Here is a 1,030-nt window from a genome sequence, read left to right as displayed (position 1 = left end):
GTCGCGCCTGACCGTGCCCTGCCCGATGCAGAGCCGCCCGGCGATAGCGCGGCCGGAGTTGCCTTCGGCCGCGAGGCGGGCGACCTCGGCGCGGCGCGCCGCGACGTCCCCGGCGCGGCTCACCGGGACACCTCGCCGAAGAGGGCGGTCTGTGTGCCGCGGGCGGCGCGCTGGGCCTGCTCCGCGCGGAGCAGGCGGCGGCGCTCTTCCTGGCAGCAGGTGCACCACCTCGTCAGGTCCACCGCCTGCCCGTCGGGGTGCAGTCGGCCCCAGTACTCCCACCACTCCTCGCCCGTGGTGGTGATGCCGGTCAGGACCGTGGCCCCGACGGTGGCGACCACCCAGCCGCGGAACCCGGTTCGGCGGTGGCCGGGCTGCTCTCCGGCGAAGCCGTGCAGCTGGACCGGGTCGCCGGACTGGTAGGGGGAGTGCGGCGGGATCGGGCTCCCCCTCGTCGTGGCGAACGCCTCGCGCAACGCGGCCGGGATGTGGCCGGGCACGGGGCGCCGCGGCGCGGGCGGCGCGGTCTCGGGCAACGGCGCGGCCTGCTCCTGCTGCTGCGCGGCCCAGGCCAGATCCCGCCGGACAGTGGCCTCGCCCATGCCGAGCTGTCCGGCGATGGCGCGGCCGGACAGCCCTTCGGCTCGGAGCTGGGCGACCAGGGCGCGGCGCGCCGCCACCTCGGCGGCGCGGCCGGCGCTCACCGGGTCACCTCGGCCTGGAGGTCGGCCCACTCGGTGGGGGCGAGGGCGCGGACGACGAGGACGAGCTGCCCGCCGCGCACGACCGGCCCGAGGCGCATGTCGGGGCCGATGACGCGGCTGTGGTCGTCGTCCTCCAGGACCCCGGCGTCCACGATCCCGTCGATCAGCGCCTTGAACGACGGGTACCAGTTGGCCGGGTCGCGCCTGCCGCCTCTCGCGGGGTGGAGAATGCCCAGGATCCGGGCGCGCTGGAAGAGCGGCCCCGGCTTGGCGGCGGCGAGCGCCGCCATGAGGGCGGCGTCCTCGGTGACGGCCTCCTGCGCGGC

General features: G+C 77.5%; 2 protein-coding genes. Both read right to left on the bottom strand.

The window, feature by feature from the left end:
* Window positions 1-119: 119 nt before the first annotated feature.
* On the bottom strand, window positions 120-704 hold the full coding sequence (locus D7231_RS35860; RefSeq protein ID WP_120760573.1) for a helix-turn-helix domain-containing protein: 585 nt from the start codon (window positions 702-704) through the stop codon (window positions 120-122).
* Window positions 701-1,030, bottom strand: a 330-nt coding sequence (locus D7231_RS36865) for a hypothetical protein (protein ID WP_199739555.1), incomplete at its 5' end; no start/stop codon positions are given. The genes D7231_RS35860 and D7231_RS36865, both read right to left, overlap by 4 nt.

Origin of the sequence: Streptomyces klenkii (genome assembly GCF_003626645.1) — a bacterium.
Lineage (GTDB): Bacteria > Actinomycetota > Actinomycetes > Streptomycetales > Streptomycetaceae > Streptomyces > Streptomyces klenkii.
Note: the sequence above shows the minus strand (reverse complement) of the source record. Positions and strands in the feature narration are given on the sequence as shown.